16 protein-coding genes are annotated in these 18,393 nt (G+C 44.0%); 3 read left to right on the forward strand and 13 right to left on the reverse strand.

The window, feature by feature from the left end:
- Positions 1-47: 47 nt before the first annotated feature.
- The 13 genes from G8O23_RS07460 to G8O23_RS07520 form a co-directional block, all read right to left on the reverse strand.
- The gene (locus tag G8O23_RS07460) at positions 48-1,088 is read right to left on the reverse strand and encodes a vWA domain-containing protein (RefSeq protein ID WP_166363342.1); all 1,041 of its coding nucleotides are present in this window, start codon (positions 1,086-1,088) and stop codon (positions 48-50) included.
- A gap of 49 nt (positions 1,089-1,137) precedes the next feature.
- Positions 1,138-2,121, reverse strand: coding sequence for a vWA domain-containing protein (locus tag G8O23_RS07465; protein WP_394351919.1), 984 nt, complete (start codon positions 2,119-2,121; stop codon positions 1,138-1,140).
- A 5-nt stretch (positions 2,122-2,126) separates the two neighbouring features.
- Positions 2,127-3,167 carry a hypothetical protein gene (locus G8O23_RS07470; protein WP_166363346.1) on the reverse strand — a complete coding sequence of 347 codons (1,041 nt, stop codon included), beginning with the start codon at positions 3,165-3,167 and terminating at the stop codon, positions 2,127-2,129.
- 21 nt (positions 3,168-3,188) lie between these two features.
- Positions 3,189-4,076: a DUF58 domain-containing protein gene (locus tag G8O23_RS07475; protein ID WP_166363348.1), complete on the reverse strand. Its 888-nt coding sequence runs from the start codon at positions 4,074-4,076 to the stop codon at positions 3,189-3,191.
- Positions 4,077-4,094: 18 nt separating this feature from the next.
- A complete protein-coding gene (locus G8O23_RS07480) occupies positions 4,095-4,523 on the reverse strand; it encodes a hypothetical protein (RefSeq protein ID WP_166363350.1) in 429 nt (142 codons plus the stop codon).
- A complete protein-coding gene (locus tag G8O23_RS07485) occupies positions 4,524-5,525 on the reverse strand; it encodes an AAA family ATPase (RefSeq protein WP_166363352.1) in 1,002 nt (333 codons plus the stop codon).
- Positions 5,526-5,773: 248 nt separating this feature from the next.
- Positions 5,774-6,223: a V-type ATP synthase subunit K gene (locus G8O23_RS07490; protein WP_166363354.1), complete on the reverse strand. Its 450-nt coding sequence runs from the start codon at positions 6,221-6,223 to the stop codon at positions 5,774-5,776.
- A gap of 58 nt (positions 6,224-6,281) precedes the next feature.
- A complete protein-coding gene (locus G8O23_RS07495) occupies positions 6,282-8,087 on the reverse strand; it encodes a V-type ATP synthase subunit I (RefSeq protein WP_166363356.1) in 1,806 nt (601 codons plus the stop codon).
- A complete protein-coding gene (locus G8O23_RS07500; RefSeq protein WP_166363358.1) occupies positions 8,084-8,686 on the reverse strand; it encodes a V-type ATP synthase subunit D in 603 nt (200 codons plus the stop codon). The genes G8O23_RS07495 and G8O23_RS07500 overlap by 4 nt, the downstream gene beginning before the upstream one ends.
- Before the next feature lie 12 nt (positions 8,687-8,698).
- Positions 8,699-10,024 carry a V-type ATP synthase subunit B gene (locus G8O23_RS07505; RefSeq protein WP_166363360.1) on the reverse strand — a complete coding sequence of 442 codons (1,326 nt, stop codon included), beginning with the start codon at positions 10,022-10,024 and terminating at the stop codon, positions 8,699-8,701.
- The gene (locus G8O23_RS07510; protein WP_166363362.1) at positions 10,024-11,781 is read right to left on the reverse strand and encodes a V-type ATP synthase subunit A; all 1,758 of its coding nucleotides are present in this window, start codon (positions 11,779-11,781) and stop codon (positions 10,024-10,026) included. The genes G8O23_RS07505 and G8O23_RS07510 overlap by 1 nt, the downstream gene beginning before the upstream one ends.
- Before the next feature lie 31 nt (positions 11,782-11,812).
- Positions 11,813-12,673 (reverse strand): DUF2764 family protein, encoded by an 861-nt coding sequence (locus G8O23_RS07515; RefSeq protein WP_166363364.1) that lies wholly within the window; start codon positions 12,671-12,673, stop codon positions 11,813-11,815.
- 1 nt (position 12,674) lies between these two features.
- On the reverse strand, positions 12,675-13,292 hold the full coding sequence (locus G8O23_RS07520; protein WP_166363366.1) for a V-type ATP synthase subunit E: 618 nt from the start codon (positions 13,290-13,292) through the stop codon (positions 12,675-12,677).
- A gap of 442 nt (positions 13,293-13,734) precedes the next feature.
- Between G8O23_RS07520 and G8O23_RS07525 the strand changes: the two genes are divergently transcribed.
- The 3 genes from G8O23_RS07525 to G8O23_RS07535 all read left to right on the forward strand — a co-directional run bounded on the left by G8O23_RS07525 (position 13,735) and on the right by G8O23_RS07535 (position 18,379).
- Positions 13,735-14,622 (forward strand): universal stress protein, encoded by an 888-nt coding sequence (locus G8O23_RS07525; RefSeq protein WP_166363368.1) that lies wholly within the window; start codon positions 13,735-13,737, stop codon positions 14,620-14,622.
- Between the two features lie 77 nt (positions 14,623-14,699).
- A complete protein-coding gene (locus G8O23_RS07530; RefSeq protein ID WP_166363370.1) occupies positions 14,700-17,810 on the forward strand; it encodes an ATP-binding cassette domain-containing protein in 3,111 nt (1,036 codons plus the stop codon).
- A gap of 110 nt (positions 17,811-17,920) precedes the next feature.
- Positions 17,921-18,379 carry a hypothetical protein gene (locus tag G8O23_RS07535; protein ID WP_166363372.1) on the forward strand — a complete coding sequence of 153 codons (459 nt, stop codon included), beginning with the start codon at positions 17,921-17,923 and terminating at the stop codon, positions 18,377-18,379.
- Positions 18,380-18,393 lie beyond the last annotated feature (14 nt).

An 18,393-nucleotide genomic window follows, 5' to 3' on the forward strand; every position in this document is an offset into this window, starting at 1 on the left:
ATATTTTAAATCGCTTACAATTAAAACCTAGTCAATTTATTCTGATTCTAATTCAAATCGTCTCTATCGCCAAAAAGATTAAGCCTTTGGATAACCCTGTTTCTTCGTTCCAGTATAAAGAAGTCGATAGCTAGCAAGATTAACGCCAGACCAAACAGGTACTGGAACTGATCGTCGTACTCAGAAAAAACTTTCTCCTTGAGCTCAGTTCGCTCCATTCGGTTAATCTCATCGAAAAGGGGCAACAGACCAATTTGGGAGTTCGATGCCCGAATATATTTTCCGCCAGCTGACAGCGCAATTTTCGACAGGGTTTCCTCGTCGAGGCGGGTTACCACCACATTTCCATCCTTATCGCGAAGAAAGTCTCTACTATTTGGGCTAGCAGGAATGGGTGCACCCTGTGGAGAGCCTATGCCTATGGTATGAACAACAATACCACGGTCGGCTGCACGTTGAGCCGACTGAAGAGGGTCGTCTTCATGGTTCTCACCATCAGAGATAACAATAATCACCTTGCTCGTATTGTCACTTGGGCTAAAAGAACTTGCTGCCAAATCGATGGCTGCACCAATTGCGGTACCCTGCTTAGGAACTATCCCAGGCGATATGGATGAGAGGAACATCTTGGCCGAGGTATAGTCGTTGGTAACAGGAAGCTGCACATAGGCATCGCCTGCAAAAACGATAAGGCCAATCCTATCGTTGGTAAGCTGATCGACTAACCTTGAAATGGCCTGCTTTGCCCTCTCTAGCCTATTGGGCTGAATATCCTGCGCCATCATACTGTTGGATACATCGAGCGCTATCATGAGCTCAATACCCTTGCGCTTGGCTTCGGTTAGCTTAGAACCAAACTGTGGGCGAGCAATGCCAAATACTATGGCCGTGTAGGCTAGCATATAGATAATGAATTTTATCCATCCCCTTCGGGGTGAAACGCCAGGCATTAGCTGCCGGATTAGCTCCATATTTCCAAACTCCGATAGTTTCTGCCTCCTAATAAACGACGAAAACAGGTATAGCCCAAACAGCGCTGGTATTACCAGTAGAAGGTAGAGATATTCGGGGTTAGCAAATCTAAACATCTTATAATCGAGTATTATAGTGTATTATCAAACAAAAGTTTACGTTCAATTATGGCACACTCCTTAGCACTGTGGTACGCAATACTATATCGAGGGTAAGCATAAGCAGTGCCAATAAAGCGAAACGCAGAAACTCCTCACTTTTCCTTGTGGTTTCAATCACTTCAATCTTTGTCTTCTCCAGCTCATCTATCTGCTCGTACACACGTGCCAGCCCTTTCCCATCGGTTGCTCTAAAGTACTGTCCGCCTGTAATGTCGGCAATCTGCTTGAGTACATCCTCGTCAATTTCAACCTTCATATCCTGCATACGTGTGCCAAATGGAGTTTGAACTGGATAGGGAGCTGTTCCGTGAGTTCCTACGCCAACGGTGTACACTCTCACACCAAAGGTGCTGGCAATATCGGCGGCTGTTAATGGTGCTATTTCGCCCATATTGTTTACTCCATCGGTGAGCAGAATAACCACCTTACTCATAGCATCGCTTTCTTTGAGCCTAGCCACGGCATTGGCCAGCCCAACACCAATTGCTGTTCCATCTTCAATAAGACCTAGCTCAATACTGTTGATTTGATTGGCAACGGTTCGCAAATCGGAGGTTAAGGGACAAAGGGTAAAGCTCTCGCCGGCAAATATCACCACTCCTATCCTATCGTTTTGCCTTCCCGACACAAACTGAATAGCAATATCCTTTGCTGCCTCAAGCCTGTCGGGCTTAAAATCCTGGGCTAGCATACTGCTCGATATATCGAGCGAAATCATTATATCGATACCTTCAGTTTCAATATTTTGGGTAACATTAAACGATTGGGGGCGGGCAAGCACCAGCACCACCATTACTAAAGCTACCATACGCAATACAAATGGCAGGTGGCGTAAATACACCCTAAGCGATGCGGGAACTCCCCCAAAGGGCATCAGCGATGACATTTGAAGGCTTGCCCTGGTATCCTTTTGCTTCCAAATGTACCAAGCAACAAATGCTGGAACAAGCAAAAGCAGAAAAAACATTTTGGGATGCACAAAGGTTATTCCACTCATTTGTCGTTGGTTTTTGCAGATTCAACGGGTAAAGTATCTTCGTTTGCTATAGCATCTATGGGCAAATCGTTTCTCACGGCGGTTTCCTCTTCAACAATTTTGGTTTCATTCACAAAGGCAAAGCCGAACTCCAAACTTGCCAGATTCTCCGACGCGTCGGGGGTAAACTTGGCAAACTTAGTTAAATCGGCCAGCGCAAGTATATCCTGCAGCTTTTCGAGCAAACGCCCCTCAAGTAGCTTAGCCTTTTGCAAGTTTTGAATAGTCTCGAATGTGGTTTGCTCCATTGCTGGCACAGCAAATCGACCCTCAATGTATGTTCGTACAATATCAGTTAAATGCGATTGGAATTGCTTAGGGTCTTGGGTGCTCCAAAGCTTTTGCGACTTAATCTGCTCCAACTCGCGCAAGGCAACAATGTGTGGTGGTTCAGCCGGCTTAAGGTTAAAGAATACGGGTTCACCCTTCCTACGTTTTACTACAATGTAAATCAGCAGTGCAATTAGCGCAGCAAGTAAAAGCCCACCACCAACCCAAGGAGCAACCTCAGCAAATGTATAGGGTTCAGCCAAAGGATGCTTTATGTCGTATATAGTTGCCAGAGTGCTATCGGGTGGTAGGGTGTTTACCAAAAACCAAATGGGCGAGGTTTGGGCTGTATCTTGCTTTACGCCATCGGTAAATGGCAAGCGAAATGGTGGAATGCGGTAGTAGCCCTCATCAAAAGATGTTATCCTCATTCGATACACAAAATCTTTATCGCCCGTTTTTTTGGTAATGGTATCAAGCCTTGGTTGCCCCAACACCTCAATTCCAGCTACCAGCGTATCGGCAAAAATGGGGAATTGCACCTTATAGTTTTGCGGAACAGAGGCTTCAATAGTCAATTCCACCTGATCGCCAATTAGAATGCTATCGGCACTTACCGATGACTTGAACGCGTATGTTGGATTTTGTGCCGACACAGATAACCCTTGCAGTATGCAAAGCGTAAGAGCAAGAGCAGTAGGTATAGTATATTTAACGAATCGAATCATTAATCCTTTATTTGATTTGATTTATGCACGTTGCTTAAACAGCTTGATTAGCGGCTTTACGTAATCCTCATTGGTTGCAATGGCTACTGAGTCTACCTTACACCTTGAGAAGGTTTGCTTAAGCGAGCCCTCGGTATCGCGCCACCACTTTGCGTAAGCATTGCGAACCATACTGCTCGAAGTATCGACCCATGAATACTGCCCACTCTCAGCATCCTTCATCTTCACCAGGCCAATGGGAGGCAGCTCTACCTCGCGGGGATCGTAAACCCTTACCCCTACCACATCGTGCTTGTTTCCCGCAATGGTTAGAGCATTGAGAAAGTTGGGTTCAACTGTATTGGCCTTAAAATCCATAAAATCGCTCAGGACAAAGGCTGTACAACGCTTCTTTATAGCGTTAGTTAGATACCTTAACGCCTCGGACAAGTCGGTTCCCTGGCTGGTTGGGGTAAAGTTGATAAGCTCTCGAATGATATGCAGTATATGGGTGCGACCCTTTTTCGGTGGAATAAACTTTTCTACCTTATCGCTAAACATGAGTACTCCAATCTTATCGTTGTTCTGAATTGCCGAGAAGGCAAGCACAGCAGATATCTCGGTAACCAGATTCTTTTTAAGCATATTGGTTGTACCAAACATTCGCGAGCCGCTTACATCAATGAGTAGCATCACGGTAAGTTCACGTTCCTCCTCAAAAACCTTTACGAAAGGCTGATTAAATCGGGCGGTAACATTCCAGTCGATATTGCGAATATCATCGCCGTACTGATACTCTCGCACCTCGCTAAAGGCCATCCCCCGACCCTTAAAGGCACTGTGGTACTGGCCAGCAAATATCTGACGCGACAGTCCGCGTGTCTTAATCTCAATCTTACGTACGCGTTTTAGTAATTCTGATGCTTCCACAGCTAAATTCCTGATTATTCAATTACTATTAGTTTTGCAGGGTCGAGTAACAACGGTTACAAACCAGTCGCCTTTAATCAGTTCAACCTCATAATTAACTCCCTCACGCTCCTCAATCCATTTGAGCTTATCCTGTTTGCCATACCTAGCGTTTAGCTCATCCTTTAATCGATTAAAGTGCCAAGTGTTGTACATGCGAGATACCGAGGTGCAGTAACCATCGGCATTTAGCATAAATATTAGGGTCTGCTCTTCAAATGTATTCTCGAACTTAACAAAGCTTCTGTTGTTGTTAAAAACCTCCTTGCTAAACCTAAAACCCGGAAGGTCATCACCTACCTTTGTCCTAATCTCTTCCTTATGCAGTCCTATGTAGTTCTGTCCGAATACAGAACAGAAGGTAAGCAAGAAAAATGCGACTAGGATAGTAGGTTTAGCCTTAGCCATTTATGGAACTTCTATGGTGTTTAGTATTTCTGTGATTATATCCTCGCTGGTTATGTTTTCCGCTTCGGCCTCGTAGGTAAGACCAATACGATGACGCAGCACATCATGGCAAACCGAACGAACATCCTCAGGAATGACGTATCCTCTACGCTTGATAAAAGCGTATGCTTTTGCAGCCAGCGAAAGGTTGATACTTGCCCTAGGCGAACCACCGTAGGCAATCATATTCTCAAAACGCTCCAGCTTGAAATCCTTTGGAAAGCGAGTTGCAAAAACTATATCCACAATGTATTTCTCAATCTTCTCGTCCATATAAACCTCGCGAACCACATTGCGGGCTTTGATAATTTCCTCAGGCTGAACCACCTTACTTGCCTTAGGAAATGATGATGTAACATTCTGACGAATAATCAGTTTCTCCTCCTCGACCTTGGGGTAGGTTATCTTTACCTTAAGCATAAAACGGTCTACCTGAGCCTCGGGTAGCGGATAGGTTCCCTCTTGCTCAATGGGGTTCTGAGTGGCCATAACGAGGAATGGTGATGGGAGTTTAAAAGTTTCCTCCCCAATGGTAACCTGTCGTTCCTGCATAGCCTCAAGCAGGGCACTTTGCACCTTTGCAGGGGCACGGTTTATCTCGTCGGCCAAAACAAAATTCGTGAAAATTGGGCCTTTCTTCACGTTAAACTCCTCCCGCTTCTGGCTATATACCATGGTACCAATCAGGTCGGCAGGCAGCAAATCGGGAGTGAACTGAATACGCGAAAATCCAGCATCAATGGAGCTTGCCAGGGTGTTAATTGCCAATGTTTTGGCCAGCCCGGGAACACCCTCGAGCAGGATGTGCCCGTCGGCCAAAAGGCCAATAAGCAGAGACTCCACAAGGTGCTTTTGACCAACAATCACCTTGTTCATCTCCATATTGATAATATCAACAAAAGAGCTCTCAATCCTAATGCGCTCGTTTAGCTCTTTAATGTTCACCGTTGAAGTATCGCTCATTTGTAGAAGTTTTAAGAGATATTTTACTTATTAATATTTTGCTGTTTTCGAACACAAATATGCAGAATTAATGGGGGTTACAGCGTTAAAAAGCGTTAAAAAAAGTAAAGGTTTGTTATATTGTTAAAACTTCATAAATACGACTCTGCAAGGTTTACACAATAGTTAAAAAGTGATAATTTGGATGTAATAAACAAAAAAATCCCCCTGAACGAATGCTCAGGGGGATTCAACAAACAATGTTCTATCTATCCTAAAGATTGTCCGATTAGGAATACTGCTGCAAGCGATACAATGGCGTAAAGCTCTGGGAATACGGCAAGAATCATGGTGTTACCCAAAACCTTATGACCCGATCCGATGGCTGCAATACCATTTGCACAAACTTGTCCCTGGCGAATACCTGAGGTTAAGCCTACAACACCCATTGCCAAACCGGCACCAAAAATGGCGGCAGCAGTTGCCCAGGTCATACCTGGCACAAGGTGTACTGAAAGCATAAAGTAACCTGCAAATCCGTAAAGTCCCTGTGTTCCGGGAAGAGCGCTAAGTAGCATGTAGCTACCAAAACCCGATGGATCCTTTTTAAGAGCTCCGATAGAGGCATTACCTCCGTATGATACACCAAACGCGCTTCCTGTTCCAGAAAGCAGAATCATAAGACCGATTCCAAGATAAGCATACACTAGTGGTTCCATAATTTACTTTTTATTAAAGGTTATTATTATTTGTCAATTAAATACTGTTATAAAAACTCTATTTCACTTCTTTCTTCTGAAAAGGTTGGTAGGCCTTTCCACCGCCTACAAACCCAGCATTCTTGTAAAACTCCACAAAGGTTAAACGCATGGGGTGAACCAGCGAGCCCAAAGCGGACATAAACAGGTTAATGGAGTGTCCGAACACAAGAATGATTATAGTTACAAGCACTCCTACCACAGGAATATCGGGAGATAAACCAAAGGCCATGCTGTTGAAAACGCTGCCAAGTATTGCACTCGATAGTCCAAGGGCAAACAGACGAATGTACGAAAGCACATCGCCAAATAGGCCAGTAACCATATTGTACACATTCCACAGGCCTAGCCCTGCATTTACAAAAGGATTTTTGCCAGGGCTATTGAAGAATAGGATGCCAATACCTGCAACTCCTAATAGCACCTTATGGGCAGTTCCAAGCAGCTCTACATTAAGACTCTCCACCTGCGAAAGGCCATAGAATACACCTGAGCCAATAAGTAGTAACAACCAGCTAAGGGTGGTGATGGCATGCATCCAACCCCACATTTTCACCTGATTGGCAGCCTTAACAAACATGGCAAAGATTATTTGTAGAACTCCCACTCCCAGCGCAAGGGTAAACATTTGATTTTGGTCCAAGAACATCGACTTAAACTTTTCAAGGAAAGCTATGTCTGCTTGAACTAAATCAATCCCAAAAATGGTTCCTGTAAGCACCCCAAACACAACTGTTGATAAACCAAGCAGTTGAACTAGGGTCATCAAGGGACGCATCTTTTTATCGCCCTTAAGCTTGTAAATACCTGCGCCAACAAGGAAAATCAATCCGTAACCCGCATCGCCCAAGCAAAACCCAAAGAACATCATAAAGAATGGGGCAAAAAACGGAGTTAGGTCGAGCTCGCTGTATGTTGGGCTGGTAAAAAAAGCGCCAATGGGCTCGAAGAGCTTAGAGAACTTACCATTCTTGAGCAGGATTGGAGCATCCTCATGCAGCTGTGCTTTCTCGGTCACATATGCAATGTTCTCCTTATCTAGGAACTCCTGCAGGTTATCGTTCTTAGTTACTGGTATCCAACCTTGAAGCACCATTAGGGTTTGCTCGGCTTGCTTATCGGCGCTAGACTGAACGGCAATAAACTCAAGTTTATTAACCAGCTCGTCCTTTGCCTCCTCCATTGCAGGAAGTAGCTGTGCCAGCTCCACAAAACGGGTCTCAATCTCATTGAGGCGAGACCGGTATCTCTCTATCTCGTTTTCCTTCTGATGAAACGAGAATGAGGGCAGCTTAACCTCCTGTACGTCAAATGGAAAATCAATTTTTTCGCCATGCTGAAGCAGCACAAAGTACACATTTCCGCTTTGGCGTAGTATAATTTCAACAGGATTCTCAGCAGCCCACTCGTTATCGAAACCTTTGTCGGAAGCGATTAGAAAGCGCATTTCGATACCCTGAGCCTCGATGGCCTTAACGGTATCGGGATTGAATTCGCCCCAAGGGCGAGCGTCAGCAAGGTCTTTTTGGGCCTTGCGAATGGAAACCTCCAGCTGCTCCTGCTCCTTCTGCAGCTCCTCTATCTCGGTTAAAACCTCCTCGGCATTTGCCTTATGGGAAGCCGTCTCCTTATCGAGCTTGGAGCTTAGCGAATTGATGGCAGTAGTGTAGCGGTTTACCAAACCTAGCATACCCCTCTCCTGCTCGGTTGGTGTATGGGTTTGTTTGATAATATCAACAACCCCCAACTCCTGTAGCTTGGCGAGGAACGAGTCGAAATCGCGGTGATATACCAGGAATCCGTATTTAATCATTGGTACTATCATGCCTCTACCTCCATATTCTGCTGACGGGTTTTCACAATCTTCATCGATGATTTGGCGAGGTTCTCCTCATCCTCCATAAATCGCTTAATCTTCATTATGGCGGACTCAAATCCTGGAATTTGAACCTTCTCGTAAAGGTTAACCTTCTGCGTGGTTTTTTTCCGCGCATGATCGAGCAAACGCATCTTCTCGCTATAGAAAACACTCTCGATGCCTATGCTTGCCAACTCCTTTAGTATTTGCACCCCTGCGGGATACCAGAATGGGCGAGCAAACAGGCTGTACTCCTTCACTTTAAAGATGACATCTTCCAAAACAGGAATTCGAACCCCGGCAATCTTTATCATCCTAAGCTTAACATCTTCAACGCTGATGAGGTCATGCTCAAACTCACCCCAAAGGCTCACCATGTAGTCGAAATCGCGCATTTTCTGCTGAAGTTTTTCCTCCAACTCCTTTGCTTGATCCTTGGCGCGCTTCACCTCGGCACGTAACGCCGACTCCTTATTCTTAAGGGTGGGCAATGCACGCTGGCGAACCTTTAGCTGCTTGTTTAGGTCGTTAAGCGAAGTTTTATTGAATTGAAATTTAATTGCCATACTGTAAGGTTTTTATTGCTCCTTTGGCCAATACTTGTCAACTAGTTCCTGACGAATGGCAACCTCTGCCTTGGTAAAATACTTGGCAAATAGTTCCCACGCCTGAATAAGCATAGTTTCTATCTCGATATTAACGTCGATTGCAAGTAGCTTCACGGAGTAATCATGTGCAAACTTAAGGCATCGCTCATCGTAGTCCGACAGGTCGAAACCATTCTCCAACTTAGTCTTGGCGTTTGCGGCATCGGCGTATAGCCTAACCGCTGCGTTCATCACCTGTGGGTGATCTTCGCGGGTTTTCTTACCAATAACCAGCTGCTTTAGTCGCGACAGGCTTCGGAATGGGTCAACAATTACCTTGTTGGTATCGGAATCGGTACGTAGGAATAGCTGCCCTTCGGTGATGTACCCTGTGTTATCGGGGATAGCGTGGGTAATATCACCACCCGAAAGTGTAGTAACCGCCACAATGGTAATTGAACCGCCATCGGGGAACTGAACCGCCTTTTCGTAAAGCTTGGCCAAATCGGAGTATAGCGAACCGGGCATTGAGTCCTTTGAGGGAATTTGATCCATACGGTTCGATACAATACTCAACGCATCGGCGTATAGGGTCATGTCCGTTAAAAGTACTAGAACCTTTTCGTTCTTTTCCGTTGCAAAGTACTCGGCTGCGGTAAGCGCCATATCGGGAACAAGTAGACGCTCAACGGGTGGCTGCTCGGTGGTATTCACAAAGCAGATAATCCTATCGAGTGCACCTGCGTTCTCGAAAACGTTCTTAAAGTATAGGAAGTCGTCGTTAGTAAGTCCCATACCACCAAGGATAATTTTATCGGCCTGTGCACGAAGTGCAACATTTGCCATTACTTGGTTAAATGGCTGGTCGGGGTCGGCAAAGAAAGGGATCTTCTGACCCGTTACCAAGGTGTTATTAAGGTCGATACCAGCAATACCAGTTGCGATAAGTTCCGATGGCTGCTTACGCTTAAGCGGGTTTACCGATGGCCCTCCAATTTCGCGATCAATTCCTTCAACTTCGGTCCCGCCAAAAAGAGGCTGACCAAAAGCATTAAAGAAACGTCCTGCCAAATCGTCTCCCACCTTTAGCTTTGGGGGCTCACCGTAGAAAATAACCTCAGCATTGGTTGGAATACCCTCGGTACCACCAAACACCTGAAGGGTTACCAAATCGCCATAGATTTTCACTACCTGTGCCAACTTCCCGTGCACCATAGCCAGCTCCTCGTTGGACACACCCTGCGCCTTGAGGGTACAGGTTGCTTTGGTAATTCCAACTAGCTGCGTATATATCTTCTGAAAAGCTTTTGTTTCCATTATTCTGCCTTTCTTTCGTTTAGTAAAGTGTCAATTTCTTTCTCGTACTTATTGAACTCATCGCTCTCAAAAACGGAGTAGTTCATCTGCCTTAGTGAGTTAATACCTCCCTTGTAAAACTTAGAGCAATCCTCAAAATGTTCAAACTTGAAGTTCATTTCGCATATGCTAAGCACCTTTTCGAGCATATATTTCTGACGGTTCAGCGGGCAAGATGAGTCAATTTTATCGAAAGCATCCTGCTGTAGGATAATGAAATCGATAAGCTCTGCTTTCCAGAAACGATCATGGTACTCGATGGGTACCCCATCGTCACCTAAGATGTTTATTTGCTCGTATGCCTCTTTCCCTCTTTGAACGATGTTCTTTGCCTTTAGCACCTTGTCAACCCAGTTCTCGTCGATGGTCTTGTTAAGATACTCCATAATCTCTGGATACTCGAGATACTTTGAGTAAGATTCCATTGGGTCGATTGCGGGGTAGCGCTTGCTATCGGCACGTTGCTGCGAAAGGGCGTAGAAACAGCGAGCGGCTTTCTTAGTCGATTCGGTTACAGGCTCCTTAAGGTTACCACCAGCAGGTGATACTGTACCCATGAATGTTACCGAACCTGTTTCGCCATTGTTTAGGTAAACCAATCCGGCTCTGGAGTAGAAGTTTGCGATAACTGCGGGAAGATCCATTGGGAACGCATCGGGACCAGGTAACTCCTCCATACGGTTACTCATTTCACGAAGTGCCTGAGCCCAACGCGATGTGGAGTCGGCCAGTAGAAGAACCTTTAGTCCCATTGCACGATAGTACTCGGCAATGGTCATGGCAGTGTAAACCGATGCCTCCCTAGCCGCAACGGGCATATTAGAGGTGTTTGCAATAATGGTTGTACGCTCCATGAGCTTACGTCCGGTACGGGGGTCATCGAGGTGAGGGAACTCGGCAAAAATCTCAACCACCTCGTTTGCACGCTCACCGCAGGCAGCCATAACTATTAGGTCGGCTTCGGCTTGCTTCGAAATGGCGTGCTGAAGTACCGTTTTTCCACAACCGAATGGGCCAGGAATAAACCCTGTTCCACCCTCGGCAATGGGGTTAAATGTATCGATGGCTCGAACGCCAGTTTCCATAATCTTAAATGGTCTGGGTTTATTCTTAAATGCTGTAATAGCCATTTTTACTGGCCATTTCTGCTCCATCGTTACATCTATATCCTTGCCATCGTTATCGGTTATAACCGCAATGGTTTGGTTAATCTTGTAGTTACCCTTATCGACAATTGATTTAAGGGTGTACGATCCGTTAAGTTTGAATGGCACCATAATTTTATGGCTTGCCCAATTCTCGGGTACCTCGCCCAGCCAATCGCCAGCAGTAACCGTGTCGCCTACTTTGGCAATGGGGGTAAACTCCCACTCCACGTCATAGTCGAGCGCCTCGGTGTAATCGCCAGCCTTAAGGAATACACCGTCCATTTTGGCAAGGTCATGCTGCAAACCGTCGTAGTTCTTGGAGAGCAAGCCTGGCCCAAGGGTTGCCTCAAGCATATGTCCTTCAAAATCCACGGTATCGTTAACCTTTAGCCCTCGGGTGCTCTCGAACACCTGCACATAGGCAAACTTGCCGGTAACCTTAATTACCTCTGCCATGAGCTTGGTTTCACCGCGGTAAATGTAACATATCTCGTTCTGTGCAACGGGGCCGTCAACCTCTACTGTTACAAGGTTGGCGATAATGCCTGTTACTTTTCCTTTGGTTTTCATTTATTTACTATTTGAATTATTATCCTTCTGTTTACTTCTCAAATTCTTTGGGTAGCTCGTAGGTTTCGCGCAGCTCCTTAACCAGCTTTTCGAACATCTCGGCCCCAACCTTGGCGTCGAGTTTTGACCAACGGTGAACCATTCCCGCTTTCACAAAGAAGGCAAGAATTCGCTCGATGTTGAAATAATCGAAAGTGGTAAGGTCATCGGCCATCTCCCATTTCAAAAGGTCGAGCCGGCGTTCACGCTCCATAATATCGTTTACTTCGGTTATCTGCAGCAACGGTTCGATGTAATCGACCTCGCGCTTAAGACCGAAATCGGGGGCTTGACTACGGGTTAGAGTTTCCACCAGTTCTCCACCGCCCACCATTTGTGGGGCAATTTCCATATTGTGCTTGCGGCAGCTAATGGCAGTAAGAACATTGTTGAGGTTTCGGATAAAGCTGAACCACCGACTAATAAACCTATTGTCGAACTGCTTTATGTAGCTGTGAAAAGCCTCTTGAAAACGCACTTCGGGGTTCTTCTCTATCTTTTCGCCAGCGTAATCGGTGGTTTCTTCTGGTTGCTCGGCATTTCCTTTACCTTTATATAGTAGGTAAAAGGATTTTATGTACTCCGGAAAGGAGTCAAGGTTATCCTCAAGCTCGTTGTACACCTCCTGTGGAAACTTACCCAGCGGACTAAATTCCTGCTTGCGCTCGAAAAGAAAGTTTTGGAAGTTATAGTTATCGTACTCAAAGAAAAGGAGTTCCACCAGCTTGTAGTCATCGGGGTGTAGCATCTCCTTCATCTCATCCTTGAGCTTGATAAGATTAAAATCCTTTCGCTCCTGATCGAGGAAGATATCGGGCAGTCCGGCAATTAGGTAGTAGTACTCTCTCGCCATACTATTTACCTCCAAAGAGCATTTCTAGGATTCGTGGACGCATATACTCCCGGAAGAGATTCTCAAAATCCTTGTCGGAAAAGCTTATTACGTAGCTGCCATCCTTAGGCCCTATTTTGAAACCATACTTAAGATTCTTGTCGGCTACTACCTCAAAATCCTTATTAAGGGTTGCTATTACCTTGTCGGACAAATACCCTTTAAGCTCCTTCTCGTTACTTTCGGGGAGTAAAACCTGCAGGGCAATCTTCTCGTTAGAGTTGGGATCCCAGTTCTTAATGGCTGCCTCAATAATACCCTTGATGAAATTGGTGTCCTTTAAGGCTTCAATTAGAGGGGTTTCAATTACCTTTGCCTCGAGCAGATTGGCTATATCCTGCTTAAGTCCGCTTACCACCTGACGCGCTGAAATCCCAACTTCTGTTTCAACGTTTTTCTTCAGATCTTCGGACTCTTTTTTCGCTTGTGCCACAATTTGCTCGGCTTGCTTTTTGGCATCGGCAATAATTTGTGCGGCATCGTCCTTGGCCTTGCTTACAATCTGATTGGCCTCCTCGGTACCTTTGGTTAAGCCCTCCTTGTATATCTTTTCGGTGAGCTCTTGAAGCTTGTTCTGCATAGCTTGTCCTCCAGAGATTAAATTATTATATTAAAATTACGTTATTTTCTGAAATGCAAATACCTTAATACTTGATCCAAACAAAAATAACTTATTTTTAGAGTTTAACAATGTGATTATTCTCATTAATTGACACCTTACACTATCAGTAAGGGAAACTGCCAGATATAGACAAATCAGATACGATTCTGATAAATAGTCTGTTAATACAAAACTCACTGTTAATTGAATAACAATATATTTTACAACATATATCACCACCTATAATTGCTTATTTTGCAATTACCAAGGATGTAGCAGAGGGGTGTAGATGAAAAGAATGATTTAAATCACTCTCCGGTGCCGTTGTATATATAATTGCTGTTTATACGGTCAAATATCCCAAAAAACTTTAGTATTTTTACAAGCAAACAGTGTAAATAAAAGTTAATAAAGGTTAGCTATGAGAACCAACAAAATACTAGTTTGTATCGATTTTCAGGAGCAGTCGCTTGCTGCACTGCATCAGTGCTACGATATCTCTCGATTTTTAAAGGCCGAAGTAGTATTACTATACGTAATTGAATCGACCGATCTGTTCTCAAAACTTTTCAACACCGACACGGATCGAGCCAAGGCAGAGGTTAAGCAAAGGCTTGTAAACTTGATTGATAAAGAATGTGCTGAATCGAAGCTTACATTTAGCTACGTTATTAAGGTTGGCAAGGTATCTGAGAGTATTATTGAGACTGCTAATGAGATAAATGCCCGATTCATTATTATGGGTAAGAATGGATCGACTAGTGGGTTCAAAAAATTTCTTGGATCCAATATAACAAAGGTAATTAGCGAGTCCGATTTCCCTGTAATATCCATAAAAGGATCGCATAGCATTGGATATAAAAACATTGTGCTACCGCTTGACCTCTCAAAAAGCACCAAGGAAAAGGTTGCAAGCGCCATATCATTCAGCAAGTTTTTCGGTTCGCACATACACATTGTTACGGTTCATTCCGTGGGCATTATTTTCCAAGCCACCAATCTTTACAATAGGATTAAAAAAATCGAAAAGGTTTTCCATAACAATGGTATTGAATGTACCCACAAGTTTATCAAAAAAGCTGATAAGGATAATTATGAATATGTGCTGGAGTATTCAAACCAAGTAAATGCGGACCTTATAATGATTATGACCCACCAGGAGGGGAAGGTACGCGACTACTATATCGGGGCTTTTGCTCATCATATTATAAACGAGTCTGAAATACCGGTACTTAGCCTTACCCCCACACTACCCCAGAACGAGGAAACCGTGATTGACGCCTTAGTTGATCCATTCAATCTATTCTAAAGATTTGGTGTACACCAGCTAAGTATATTCGAAGAATAAATCAAAGCGTCCATTTTCTCTGAGATCTTTTTTAATCAATGAACGAATCGCTACTAAAATCACTTATTCAATTATTTGCAATAGTAGTTGAAACCGAAGAGGGAAACGTATCGGAGTCGGCACATAGGGTTATAGCTGATTTTCTGAGCAGAGAGCTTAGTCGAGAACAAATAGACGAATACCTTAATGCATTAGGTTTCTTTCATCCTCACCAAATACGCGATAAAAAGAGTTCGTCGAAGCAGCATGGAGAGCAAACCCTAGAGGAACGCATTAACTCTATATGTGAGGATATTAACGCAGAGTTTGAACAGCACCAAAAGGTTTGGCTGTCGCTTCAGCTGGTAGAATTTGTTGTTGACACCGATTACGCCTCCGATTTCCAGCTATCGTTCATACAGTCGATTGCAGCCAAGTTTAACATACCAAATGATGAATTTATAAACGGACGCGACTTTATTCTGGTCAAGTCTCCCGAAGATGTTCCTCAAAACGTAAACATCATTCAGCTTTCAGGAACCGAGGAAACCACAAGTTCGGCAAAACACATTTATCAACAGAACCTACAAGGCAAGCTCTGCTTTATTCATATCCCAAGCACCAATACTATCCTTGTAAAATACTTTGGTGAGAGCAACGTATTCCTCAACAGCAAAGCGCTAAAACCCGGAAGGGCATATATTTTTGGTGTAGGAGGGGTAATTCGTAGCCCTAGAGTTGAGCCAATTTATTACAGCAAAATATCGGGACTGTTCTTTCAGTCGTGGAGCAAAACAAACATCAGGATAACTGCCGAAAACATTGAATACCGCCACAAAGGCAGCAAGGATGGAGTACACCCATTTACCTTTGATGCGCATTCGGGCCAACTTGTGGCCATTATGGGCGGAAGTGGAGTGGGGAAATCGACCCTACTTAACCTTTTAAACGGAAACCTTAAGCCTGCCAATGGCCACATCTATATTAATGGTTATCATCTTAACAAGGATCAGGATAAGCTAAAGGGTGTAATTGGCTATGTACCCCAGGACGATCTTCTAGTAGAGGATCTAACAGTGTTTGAAAACTTATACTTTGGCGCTAGGTTCTGCTTTAACGACAAAACTGAAAAGGAGATAGTAGAACTTGTAAACGAAACGCTGAAGGATTTTGACCTGAATGAAGCCCGTGACCTTAAGGTAGGAAACCCAATAAATAAATTCATTAGCGGTGGACAGCGAAAGCGATTAAACCTAGCCATGGAGCTAATTCGCGAACCGGCCATTCTGTATGTTGATGAGCCCACCTCGGGTTTATCGTCGTTTGACTCGGAGCGGATAATACACATGCTAAAGCGACAAACCTTTAAGGGAAAAATCGTAATAGCCAATGTACATCAACCATCATCGGATATCTATAAGCTTTTCGATAAGCTTATAGTGATGGACCATGGCGGCAGGGTAATATTTCAGGGAAACCCTATGGATGCTGTGGTGTACTTTAAGCATGAGGGGCAGTTTTTAAAAGCCGACGAGAGCGAGTGCCAATGCTGTGGCAACGTGAATACAGAGCAGATCCTTCGGATTATTGAGGCAAGGGTTGTAAATGAGTACGGCAAGCTAACCCGGAAAAGGAAACGTTCGGCCAATGAGTGGTACGAGATGTATTTGGAGAAACTCCAGAGCAGTATAAATCCAAAGTCGCATTTAAATAGGATTAAACTCCCCGAGAATAATTTTAGAACGCCCCCTAGGAGCGCTCAAACCTGGCTTTTCTTCAGACGTAACGTGCTTAGCAAGCTGGCCAACAGGCAGTACATGATGCTATCGCTCCTGGAGGCACCTATACTAGCACTTGTGCTGGGGTTCTTCTCGAAATACATCAGCGGCACATTAAACAATCCCAACACCTACATCTTTAGCAATAACGATAATTTACCGAGCTTTCTGTTTATGAGCGTGGTAGCGGCAATTTTTATGGGGCTAACCATTAGCGCTGAGGAGATTATACGAGATCAGAAGGTTAGGCAAAGGGAGAAATTCCTAAACCTGAGCTACTTTAGCTACATCAACTCAAAAATACTAACCCTGCTAATCCTCTCGGGGATGCAAACCCTGATGTTCACACTTATTGGCAACTATATCCTCGAAATCAATGGGCACTTCTTTAGCACTTGGCTCATACTCTTCTCCACAGCTGTTTGTGCCAATGTAATAGGACTTAACATATCGGCAGCCCTAAACTCTGTGGTTACTATTTACGTTTCCATTCCACTTATCATAGTACCCATGATGCTGCTGGGAGGGGTTGTGGTTAGCTTCAACAAGCTGCATAAGTCAATATTACATCCGGAGTACGTTCCTTTGGTTGGCGATATAAACCCTGTGCGCTGGTCGTACGAAGCTCTTTGTGTGCAACAATTTAAAAACAATCGATTCAACAAGCATTTCTACGATATTGATAGGGAGATAAGCAACAATACCTACTATGCAAGCTTTCTGATTCCTAAGCTACAAATCAAACTCGATGAGGCTGCCAAAGCCATCACAATAGGAAAGGTTACCCAGGTTACAAGGAATGACCTACGGACTATTCAAAATGAGTTGTCTTTACTATCGCGCGACTTTAAAGTGGACGACCTTAGCTACCCCGACACTACGAGGCTGAATGTTATGATTTTGAGCTCAAATGACATAGCAGATTACAAATCGTTTTTTAGCGAGCTACGTAACCATCTGCTTGACAAGAACAGGACTCTAAACCAATCTAAAGACTCCATATACCTTAGGCTAACTGAAATCAAAGGCGGTAACGACCAAGTGTTTGCCTTCAAAAGGCGATTCCATAATGCTGCTTTGGAGGATTTAGTGCTAAATAAGAACGAGGTTGAGAAGATTACAAACGTTGACCATAGGTTTATTCGAAAGTTTAACCCTGCCTACGCAATTCCCACTGCTACCAATGGTCGTGCACATATGTTTGCCCCGGTTAAGCGTATTGGTAATTTGAGTATCGATACGCTTTGGTTCAACACGCTTGTGCTTTGGTTAATAAGTGGGTTGTTTTACTTTGCCCTGTTAACAAATCTATTCAGAGCAATAAACAGGTACCTCGAACGGTTCAGGTTCAGAAGAATGGCACGACGAATTGCAAAGTATATTCCTAAGTAAATGATATTGTGCCATTACAAATAACCATTTTGTGTGAATATTTAATAACTATTACTATATTGCCGTATTGTTTAGGATTACTTTAAACTACTTTTGAAAAAAAAGACCCTATGAAACTTGGGATGATGACCAAGAGCGAGTGTATTAATTTTATTGAATTCAACATTACTGGGAATAATGAGAATTACAATAAATGCGATGAGGAATCGCTTTACCTAAACAGTAACGTGTTTAATATATTTGCCAGCTGCTTTGAGCAAAGCAATCATCTTTTCGAGTTCATTGGACAAACCATGTACAACTCGCGTAAAATAATACCCTTGCGCAATGCATTGGACAGTAACCTAGGGCGATTGGTGCTAATTGAGAGTATTGATGAGTTCAAGCGATATGTAACAGGAATATTCCTAGGACGCGATTTGCTAATGGATTTAGCCCAGGCCGACCCACTTTGGGAGCAGTGCTGGAAGTTTTACCTACGTCGACTTATCTTAATCAACAGAGATCTTATTAAACTTATCGATCGTTGCGTTGATGAAGAAAAAACCCTTTGGGTAATAGGCTACTAGGCATCACATTTCAC

The organism is Perlabentimonas gracilis, from assembly GCF_011174675.1.
GTDB lineage: Bacteria > Bacteroidota > Bacteroidia > Bacteroidales > Tenuifilaceae > Perlabentimonas > Perlabentimonas gracilis.

Coding starts and splice junctions, on each gene's coding strand:
- G8O23_RS07485 (WP_166363352.1), bottom strand. CDS start 5,525: ATGAGCGATACTTCAACGGTGAACATTAAAGAGCTAAACGAGCGCATT.
- G8O23_RS07530 (WP_166363370.1), top strand. CDS start 14,700: ATGAACGAATCGCTACTAAAATCACTTATTCAATTATTTGCAATAGTA.
- G8O23_RS07470 (WP_166363346.1), bottom strand. CDS start 3,167: ATGATTCGATTCGTTAAATATACTATACCTACTGCTCTTGCTCTTACG.
- G8O23_RS07500 (WP_166363358.1), bottom strand. CDS start 8,686: ATGGCAATTAAATTTCAATTCAATAAAACTTCGCTTAACGACCTAAAC.
- G8O23_RS07505 (WP_166363360.1), bottom strand. CDS start 10,024: ATGGAAACAAAAGCTTTTCAGAAGATATATACGCAGCTAGTTGGAATT.
- G8O23_RS07515 (WP_166363364.1), bottom strand. CDS start 12,673: ATGGCGAGAGAGTACTACTACCTAATTGCCGGACTGCCCGATATCTTC.
- G8O23_RS07460 (WP_166363342.1), bottom strand. CDS start 1,088: ATGTTTAGATTTGCTAACCCCGAATATCTCTACCTTCTACTGGTAATA.
- G8O23_RS07520 (WP_166363366.1), bottom strand. CDS start 13,292: ATGCAGAACAAGCTTCAAGAGCTCACCGAAAAGATATACAAGGAGGGC.
- G8O23_RS07525 (WP_166363368.1), top strand. CDS start 13,735: ATGAGAACCAACAAAATACTAGTTTGTATCGATTTTCAGGAGCAGTCG.
- G8O23_RS07495 (WP_166363356.1), bottom strand. CDS start 8,087: ATGATAGTACCAATGATTAAATACGGATTCCTGGTATATCACCGCGAT.
- G8O23_RS07480 (WP_166363350.1), bottom strand. CDS start 4,523: ATGGCTAAGGCTAAACCTACTATCCTAGTCGCATTTTTCTTGCTTACC.
- G8O23_RS07490 (WP_166363354.1), bottom strand. CDS start 6,223: ATGGAACCACTAGTGTATGCTTATCTTGGAATCGGTCTTATGATTCTG.
- G8O23_RS07535 (WP_166363372.1), top strand. CDS start 17,921: ATGAAACTTGGGATGATGACCAAGAGCGAGTGTATTAATTTTATTGAA.
- G8O23_RS07510 (WP_166363362.1), bottom strand. CDS start 11,781: ATGAAAACCAAAGGAAAAGTAACAGGCATTATCGCCAACCTTGTAACA.